The following is a 9221-nucleotide window of genomic DNA, read 5'->3' as shown; positions in this document are numbered from 1 at the left end:
GAGCCTTTGTCGGGCCAAAACGGCAGGTTCAGAAGCCGCAGCCCGACAAATTTTAAGGCTCAAATCCCCCAAGTAAAGCCGGCCTCTCAAAAGCAGGCGTGCGCCGCCAGGCAGTCAATCAGCAGGACTGTCCGGCTAGGCAGTCACACAGCAGGCGCCCCCGGCCAAGCAGTCATACAGCAGGCACCCTCCGCCAAGCAGCCACACAGCCAGCGCCCCCGGCCAGGCAGCCAGTCGGCCATGGCGCTCGCCCCAGCCTCCAGCCCTCGCCCCCAGCCCTCGCCCCAAACGCCGCTGGGGCCGCTCCCCGAAGGAAGCGGCCCCAGCGGTCGTGCAAAAGCGGTCAGACGCCCTCGTTGCCGGGAGTCGTCTTCGCGACCTGCATCAGGAACTCGATGTTGGTCCGGCTCTTCCTCAGCCGGTCCAGCAGCAACTCGATGGCCTGCTGGCTGTCCAGGGCGTGGAGCACCCTGCGCAGCTTGTGCATGACCGCCAGTTCGTCCGGCGACAGCAGCAGGTCTTCCTTGCGGGTGCCGGACGGGTCGACGTCGACTGCCGGGAAGATGCGCTTGTCGGCGATCTTCCGGTCCAGCTTCAGTTCGGCGTTGCCGGTGCCCTTGAACTCTTCGAAGATCACGCTGTCACCGGCGGAGCCGGTTTCGACCAGCGCGGTCGCGATGACGGTGAGCGAGCCGCCGCCTTCGATGTTGCGGGCCGCGCCGAGGAAGCGCTTCGGCGGGTACAGCGCCGTCGAGTCGACACCACCGGACAGGATGCGGCCGGAGGCCGGGGCCGCCAGGTTGTACGCGCGGCCCAGTCGGGTGATCGAGTCGAGCAGCACGACCACGTCGTGGCCCATCTCGACGAGCCGCTTGGCCCGCTCGATGGCCAGTTCCGAGATCGTCGTGTGGTCTGACGGCGGCCGGTCGAAGGTCGAGGCGATGACCTCGCCCTTCACCGAGCGCTGCATGTCGGTGACCTCTTCCGGACGCTCGTCCACGAGGACGACCATCAGGTGGCACTCGGGGTTGTTCGTCGTGATCGCGTTGGCGATCGACTGGAGCACCGAGGTCTTGCCCGCCTTGGGCGGCGACACGATGAGCGCGCGCTGGCCCTTGCCGATCGGCATCACCAGGTCGATGACGCGCGTGGTGAGGATGTGCGGCTCGGTCTCGAGGCGCAGGCGCTCGTTCGGGTACAGCGGCGTGAGCTTGGTGAAGTCGTCCCGGTTCTTGAGCTGGTCCGGGTCCAAGCCGTTGATCTTGTCCACCCGCACGAGCGGGTTGAACTTCTGCCGCTGCTGCTCGCCGTCGCGCGGCTGGCGGACGGCGCCGATCAGCGCGTCGCCGCGGCGCAGGCCGTACTTGCGGACCAGCGAGAGCGACACGTAGACGTCGTTCGGGCCCGCGAGGTAGCCGGAGGTGCGCACGAAGGCGTAGTTCTCCAGCACGTCGAGGATGCCCGCGACGGGCAGCAGGACGTCGTCGTCGCGGACCTCGGTGTCGGGTGCGCCGGGGGCGCCGCCCTCGACCCGGCCGCCACGGCGGCGGCGGTCGCGGAAGCGACGGCCGCGACGGCCGCCCTCCTCGTCGTCGTCCTCCACCACGGTGTTGCCCTGGCGGTCGTTCTGCCGGTTGTCGTTCCGGTTGTCGTTCTGCCGCTCGTTCTGCCTGCCGCGACCCTGGCCGCGGTCACCGCGGTCGTTGCGGTCGCCGCGGTCGGAACGCTCGGAGCGGTCGCCCCGCTCCTGGCGGTTGCCGCGCTCGGGGCGGTCGCCGCGGTCCTGGCGCTCGGAGCGCTCGGGACGCTGCTGCTGGTCGCCACCGCGGTCCGGGCGCTCGGAGCGCTCGGGGCGGTCGCGCTGCGGCTGCTCCTGCTGCGGGCGCTCCTGCTGGGGGCGCTCGACCGGGGGCGCCTCGGCGGGGGCCGCCACGGCGTTCTCCGGGCTGCCCGCGGCGCGGCCGGAGGACCGGCGACGCCGGTTGTTGCGGCGGCCGCCCTCCTCCTCGCCACCGACGGCGGGGGCCTCGGCGACCTCGAGCTGCTGCTGGACCGGCTTCTCCACCGGGGCCTGCACGGGCTTCTCGACGACGCGGGGAGCCTCGACCACGGGGGCCTCGGCCACCTTCGCGGCGGGCTTCTCAGCCTTGGCGGGCGGGGTCGAGGCGCTGCCCCGACCGGAGGTACCGCCCTGCTTCTCCTTGATCGCCGCGATGAGGTCGCCCTTGCGCAGACCCGCGGTTCCGTTGATGCCGAGTTGGCCCGCGAGCTCACGAAGCTCCGCGAGCACCATGCCGGACAGACCAGCCCGCTTGCGCGGGGCGCTGCCGTTGGAAGGGGTGGACAGGGCGTTCTCCTCGGCTCCAGAACTGGCAGCGGCTTCGGGAGCAGCGTCGCTGCTCAACAAATCGGTGTTGCTCACACAAGTCCTTCCTGACCGGACCCCGCCTCCTACGCGGCCCAGCGGACCTGCCGTCCGACGGAATGCGGAACAGCAGTTCGTCCGATGAAGACGGATTCGACGCGGCGATTGCGCACTTGCGACGACGTCCGTCGGCACGGGACTTCTCGGTCACACGGCGATCGGGTGCCTTTCAGCCTCGACCCCGCCCTTGCGGCACAGGGTCCCTGGCTGGCTGGAATGCGACCCGGAGCGAATGTCCGGGCACGGCACCGGCGCCCGTGCGCGCGGTGACTGATCGCCTCCGAGGGTAGACGCAGCCAGGTGCGGGTGCAACAACCGGGTACCCCCGCGTGGCGTCGTCAGCCAACTGGACGAACGCGCACCCCGGCCAGGTCCACGGCGGATCGGCGCACGTCGAAGCCGGTGACGTCGACCCCCACCGGCAGTTCGCCGTCCTTCGGCAGCGCCAGGACCGTCGGTCCGGCGCCCGACACGGCGGCCGCCACTCCGGCCTCCCGAAGGTCCCTGACCACGCGGATCGTCGCGGGCCACGCGGGCTCCCGGTACGGCTGGTGCAGCCGATCGTCCAAAGCGGTCAGCAGCAGCGAGGGATCGCAGGTCAGGGCGTGTACGGCCAACGCTGAGCGGCCCGCCGCGAACGCCGCGTCCGCGTGCGGCACGACGGCGGGCAGCAGCCCCCTGGTGGTCTTGGTCGACGACTCCTCCGACGGCACCAGCACGACCGGCCGGAGGTCGGCGTGCGGGTCGAGCCGGACCGCCCGGTACTGGTCGCCCTCGGACCACGCGATGACCACGCCGCCGAACATGCTGGCCGCGGCGTTGTCGGCGTGCCCCTCGAACTCCGACGCGAGTTGCAACGCGGCCGTGTCCAACTCGCGACCCGCGAGCCCGTACGCGGCGGCGACACCGGCGACGATCGCGGCGGCCGACGAGCCGAGGCCACGCGAATGGGGGATCTCGTTGCGGCAGTCGAACTCGACCCCGGACGGCGCGAAGCCGATCAGCTCGCAGGCCGCGCGGAACGCCCGCACGACCAGGTGGGTCTCGTCCGTGGGCACGTCGTCGCAGCTCTCGCCGGAAACGCGCACGACGAGCCCGGACGCCGTGACGCGGACGTCCACCTCGTCGTGGACGTCCAGCGCCATGCCGAGCGCGTCGAACCCGGACCCGAGGTTCGCCGTCGAGCCGGGCACGGTCACCCGGACGGCGGACGTCACGCGAGTTCCAGCGCCGACGCCACGGCGCCGGGGTCGACCGGCACGGGCTCCACGGCGGCCATGCCGAGCAGCGCGGTGTCCGGGTCCTTGAGGCCGTGGCCGGTGACCGTGCACACCACGACGGACCCCTTGGGGAGCCTGCCGTCGGCGGCGGTCGCGAGCAGGCCCGCGATGCTGGCGGCGGACGCGGGCTCGACGAAGATGCCCTCCCGCGACGCGAGCAGGCGGTACGCCTCCAGGATCTGCTCGTCGGTGACGGCCGCGATCAGGCCGTTCGACTCGTCGCGGGCGGTGATCGCGCCCGTCCACGACGCCGGGCTGCCGACGCGGATCGCGGTGGCGATGGTCTCCGGGTTCTTCACCGGCTCGCCCAGCACGAGCGGCGCGGACCCCGCGGCCTGGAAGCCGTACATCCTCGGGGTCGACGTCGTGACGCCGTCCTTGGCGTAGTCCTGGTAACCGCGCCAGTACGCGGTGATGTTGCCCGCGTTGCCGACCGGCAGGCAGTGGAAGTCCGGCGCGCGCCCGAGGACGTCGCAGATCTCCCACGCGGCGGTCTTCTGGCCGATGAGCCGCACCGGGTTCACCGAGTTGACCAGCGTGACCGGGTACTCGGCCGCGGTCTTGCTCGCGAGTTCGAGGCAGTCGTCGAAGTTGCCGTCGATCTGGAGGATCTTCGCGCCGTGCATGACGGCCTGCGCCATCTTGCCGAGCGCGATCTTGCCGCTGGGCACGAGCACGGCGGCCGTCAGACCGGCCTTCGCGGCGTACGCGGCGGCCGAGGCCGACGTGTTGCCGGTGGACGCGCAGATGACCGCCTTGATGCCGCTGGCCAGCGCGTACGTCATGGCCACGGTCATGCCGCGGTCCTTGAACGACCCGGTCGGGTTCGCGCCCTCGACCTTGACGAGCACGCGGCTGCCGGTCAGCTCGGACAGGTGCTCCGCCTCGACCAGCGGCGTGCCGCCCTCGTGCAGCGTCACGACCCTGGCGCCCTCGGGCAGCTCGATGCGGTCTGCGTAGGCGTGGATGATGCCCGGCCAGCCGGGTCGCACGCCTGCCTGGATCGTCATGTCAGTCTTCGCCTTCCACGCGCATCACGCTGACGACTTCCCGGACCACCGGGAGACCACCGATCTTGTCCACAGTGGACCGGAGTGCCGCGTCGGAGGCGGCGTGGGTGACGATCACCAGGCTGGCGTCGTCGATCCTGCCCTCCTGCCGGACCGCGGCGATGCTCACGTCGTGCTCGGCGAACACGGCCGCGACCTGGGCGAGCACGCCCGCGCGGTCCGCGACGTCGAGGCTGATGTGGTAGCGCGTCGGCGTCTGGCCGATCGACCGCACCGGCAGGTCCGCGTAGGCGGACTCGCGGGGGCCTCGGCCGCCGAGGACCCGGTTGCGGGCCACCGCGACCAGGTCGCCGAGCACCGCGCTCGCGGTCGGGGCGCCGCCGGCGCCCTGGCCGTAGAACATCATCTCGCCCGCCGCGTCGGCCTCGACGAACACCGCGTTGAACGCGCCGTTCACGCCCGCGAGCGGGTGGCTGCGCGGGATCATCGCCGGGTGCACGCGGGCCGCGACCGACTCGGTCGTGGTGCCGTCCTCGGCGACGGACGTGACCCGCTCGCAGATCGCGAGCAGCTTCACCGTGCGGCCGAGGCCCTTGGCGGCGGCGATGTCCGACGCGCTGACCGAGGAGATGCCCTCGCGGTGCACGTCGGACGCCGTGACCCTGGTGTGGAACGCCAGCGAGGCGAGGATCGCGGCCTTGGACGCGGCGTCGAAGCCGTCCACGTCCGCGGTCGGGTCCGCCTCGGCGTAGCCCAGCCGGGACGCCTCCTCGAGGGTCTCCGAGTAGCCCGCGCCGGTGGCGTCCATGCCGGACAGGATGAAGTTGGTGGTGCCGTTGACGATGCCCATCACGCGGGTGATCCGGTCGCCGGCGAGGGACTCGCGCAGCGGCCGCAGCAACGGGATCGCGCCCGCGACGGCGGCCTCGAAGTAGAGGTCCGCGCCGCTCGCGTCGGCCGCCTCGAACAGCTCGGCCGAGTGCTCGGCGAGCAGCGTCTTGTTGGCCGTGACCACGGACCTGCCCGACCGCAGCGCCTCCAGCAGGAGCGTGCGGGCGGGCTCGATGCCGCCGATGACCTCGACGACGAGGTCGACGTCGGACGCCACCAGCGCGGCGGCGTCGGTCGTGAGCAGGTGCGCGGGCACCTCGCGGTGCTTGTTGGGCTTGCGCACGGCGATGCCGGTCAGCTCGACCGGCGCGCCGATCCGCGCGGTCAGGTCCGCGGCCTGGTCGGTGAGCAGCCGGACGACCTCAGTGCCGACCGTGCCGCAGCCCAGCAGGGCCACCCGAATGGGCCGCGCACCGATCGGTTTACCTTCCGGCACCTTCAACCTCCAAGTGGAACAGGTCGTCCTCGGTCTCCCGGCGCAGGAGCAGTCGCGCCTCGCCGTCGGTGACCGCGGCGAGCGCGGGCCGCGGCAGCCGGTTGTAGCCGCTGGCCATGGAGTAGCAGTAGGCGCCGGTGGCCGCGACCGCGAGCAGGTCGCCCGGCGCGAGGTCGTCGGGCAGCCAGCAGTCGCGGACGACGACGTCGCCGGACTCGCAGTGCTTGCCGACGACCCGGCACAGCACGGCCGACGTGCCGGGGTCCGCGGTGCGCGACACCAGGCGGCAGTCGTAGACCGCGTCGTAGAGGGCCGTGCGGATGTTGTCGCTCATCCCGCCGTCGACGCTGACGTAGCGGCGGGTGTGGCCGCCGTCCAGCTCGACGTCCTTGATCGTGCCGACCTCGTACACGGTGACCGTGCCGGGCCCGACGATCGCGCGACCGGGCTCGACCGCGATGAGCGGCATCGGCAGGCCGGCGTGCTCGGCTTCCTTCTGCACGATGTTGTGCAGCTGCCGGGCCAGTTCGGCGGGCGGGGGCGGGTCGTCGTCCGGCGTGTACGCGATGCCGAGGCCGCCACCGAGGTCCACGGTGGTGAGGCTCTCGAGCTTGTCCGCGCCGTGCTCGGCGTGCAGGTCGGCCAGCAGGCCGATCACCCGGCGCGCGGCGATCTCGAAGCCGCTGGCGTCGAAGATCTGCGACCCGATGTGGCTGTGCAGGCCGATCAACCGCAGGCCGTCGGCCTTGAGCACGCGGCGCGCGGCCTCGGCGGCGTCACCGGAGGACAGGGAGAACCCGAACTTCTGGTCCTCGTGCGCCGTGGCGATGAACTCGTGCGTGTGCGCCTCGACGCCGACGGTCACCCGGATCATCACCGGCTGCACGACCCCGCGCTCGCGCGCGATCTGGTCGAGCCTGGCGACCTCGAAGAACGAGTCGACCACGACCGCGCCGACCCCCGCCTCGACGGCGGACACCAGCTCGGCGACGGACTTGTTGTTGCCGTGCAGCGCGATCCGCTCGGCCGGGAAGTCCGCGCGCAGCGCGATGGCCAGCTCGCCACCGCTGCACACGTCGATGCTCAGGCCCTCCTCGGCGACCCAGCGGGCCACCGCGACGCTGAGGAACGCCTTGGACGCGTAGTGCACGAGCGTCGGGTCGCCGAACGCCGTGGCGTGCTCGGCGCAGCGCGACCGGAAGTCGTCCTCGTCCATGACGAACAGCGGCGTGCCGTACTGGGCGGCGAGGTCTCGGACGTCGACCCCGGCGAAGCGGACGACGCCGTCCTCACCGCGTTCGGCGTTGCGCGGCCACACCCTCGGGTGCAGCTCGGCGATGCCGTCCGAAGTGGACGGGCGGCTCCCGGCGGTGCTGCCGGAGGTCATGACGTCGGCGTGCCGGGGGCCGGCGGGATGCGCGCGCATCACATGCGCTCCAATGCGGTGACGCCCAGCAGGGCAAGTCCGTTGGTGAACACCTGGCGGGCGGCCAGCACGAGCTGGAGCCTGGCCTGGTTGACGGGGGTGACGTCCTCGTCGCCGCGGGGCAGCACCCGCAGGTCGGGGGTGTCGTAGAACCGGTGGGTCGCCCCGGCCAGCTCCTCGAGGTAGCGGGCGACGCGGTGCGGCTCGCGCAGCTCGGCGGACGCCGCCACGACGCGCGGGAACTCGCCGAGCGTGCGGATCAGGTCGCCCTCGCGGTCGTGCGTGAGCAGCTCGAACCGGTCGTTGGGCTCCAGGCCCAGGTCGGCGGCGTTGCGGCGCACGGACGCGATCCGCGCGTAGGCGTAGCGGACGTAGTGCACCGGGTTGTCGTTGCTGTTCTTGCGCAGCAGGTCGAGGTCGATGTCCAGCACGGAGTCCACGGACGACCGGATCATCGCGTACCGGGCGGCGTCCACGCCGACCGCGTCGACCAGGTCCTCCATGGTGATCACGGTGCCCGCGCGCTTGCTCATCCGCACCGGCTTGCCCTCGCTGACGAGGTTCACCATCTGGCCGATCAGCACCTCGACCACGGCCGGGTCGTCGCCCAGCGCCGCCGCGGCGGCCTTCAGGCGGCCGATGTAGCCGTGGTGGTCCGCGCCGAGCATGTAGATGCACAGGTCGAAGCCGCGCGCCCGCTTGTCCTGGAGGTACGCGATGTCGCCCGCGATGTAGGCGGGGTCGCCGTCGCTCTTGATGACGACGCGGTCCTTGTCGTCGCCGTAGTCGCTGGACCGCAGCCACCAGGCGCCGTCCTCGAAGTACAGCGCCTCGGACTTCTTCAGCTCCTCGACGACCTTCGCGACCGCGCCGGAGCGGTGCAGCGAGTCCTCGTGGAAGAACACGTCGAAGTCGGTGCCGAAGTCGTGCAGGGCCTGCTTGATCTCGGCGAACATCAGCCCGACGCCGATCCGCCGGAACACCTCGGCGCTGTCCTCGGCGGACAGCGCGCTCGGCTCCTGCTTGATCACCTCGGCCGCGATGTCGGTGATGTACCCGCCCGCGTACCCGTCCTCGGGCGCGGGCTCGCCCTTGGCGGCGGCGATCAGCGACGACACGAACCGGTCGATCTGCGCGCCCGCGTCGTTGAAGTAGTACTCGCGGGTCACGTCACCGCCCCGCGCGGACAGCACCCGGCCCAGCGCGTCGCCGACCGCGGCCCAGCGCGCGCCACCGAGGTGGATCGGCCCGGTCGGGTTCGCCGACACGAACTCCAGGTTGATCTTCGCCTTGGCCAGTTCGTCGCCGGTGCCGTACGCGGCGCCGCCGGTCAGCACCTCGCGCAGGATCTCGCCCTGCGCGTCCGCGGCGAGCCTCAGGTTCAGGAATCCGGGTCCGGCGACCTCGACGGACGCGATGGCGGCCGTCCCGGTCAGCGCTTCGGCGAGCCATCCGGCCAGGTCACGGGAGGGAACACCGAGCTTCTTGCCGATCTGGAGGGCCAGGTTCGTCGCGTAGTCGCCGTGGTCGGGGTTGCGGGGTCGCTCGACGGCCACCGCGGACGGCAGTGTGCCGGGATCCAGGCCACGGCCGGACAGCACGTCCACGGCCGTCGCGCGGACCAGTTCAGCGAGCGCAGCGGGAGTCACCGCAGCAGTCTAGGGAAGCGTTCGCGCTGGTCTCGACCGGGTTAACGCGTCTCGGAGGGTGGGATGGCGGGGGCTCGCGCCGACAGGTGGCAACTGTTGACGAA

General features: G+C 71.9%; 6 protein-coding genes. All 6 read right to left on the bottom strand.

Annotated features, from left to right (window positions below):
• Positions 1-343 precede the first annotated feature (343 nt).
• A complete protein-coding gene (gene rho / locus ACFWW9_RS14495; RefSeq protein WP_390376442.1) occupies positions 344-2422 on the bottom strand; it encodes a transcription termination factor Rho in 2079 nt (692 codons plus the stop codon).
• A gap of 341 nt (positions 2423-2763) precedes the next feature.
• On the bottom strand, positions 2764-3642 hold the full coding sequence (gene thrB / locus ACFWW9_RS14490) for a homoserine kinase (protein ID WP_390376439.1): 879 nt from the start codon (positions 3640-3642) through the stop codon (positions 2764-2766).
• Positions 3639-4715, bottom strand: coding sequence for a threonine synthase (gene thrC / locus ACFWW9_RS14485; protein WP_390376436.1), 1077 nt, complete (start codon positions 4713-4715; stop codon positions 3639-3641). The genes thrB and thrC overlap by 4 nt, the downstream gene beginning before the upstream one ends.
• 1 nt (position 4716) lies before the next feature.
• On the bottom strand, positions 4717-6042 hold the full coding sequence (locus tag ACFWW9_RS14480; RefSeq protein WP_390376433.1) for a homoserine dehydrogenase: 1326 nt from the start codon (positions 6040-6042) through the stop codon (positions 4717-4719).
• The gene (lysA, locus tag ACFWW9_RS14475) at positions 6029-7468 is read right to left on the bottom strand and encodes a diaminopimelate decarboxylase (RefSeq protein WP_390376430.1); all 1440 of its coding nucleotides are present in this window, start codon (positions 7466-7468) and stop codon (positions 6029-6031) included. The genes ACFWW9_RS14480 and lysA overlap by 14 nt, the downstream gene beginning before the upstream one ends.
• Entirely contained in the window at positions 7468-9117 is a 1650-nt protein-coding gene (gene argS, locus ACFWW9_RS14470; protein WP_390376427.1) for an arginine--tRNA ligase, read from the bottom strand. The genes lysA and argS overlap by 1 nt, the downstream gene beginning before the upstream one ends.
• Positions 9118-9221: the final 104 nt, after the last annotated feature.

Source organism: Umezawaea sp. NPDC059074 (assembly GCF_042738955.1).
GTDB lineage: Bacteria > Actinomycetota > Actinomycetes > Mycobacteriales > Pseudonocardiaceae > Umezawaea.
Note: the sequence above shows the minus strand (reverse complement) of the source record. Positions and strands in the feature narration are given on the sequence as shown.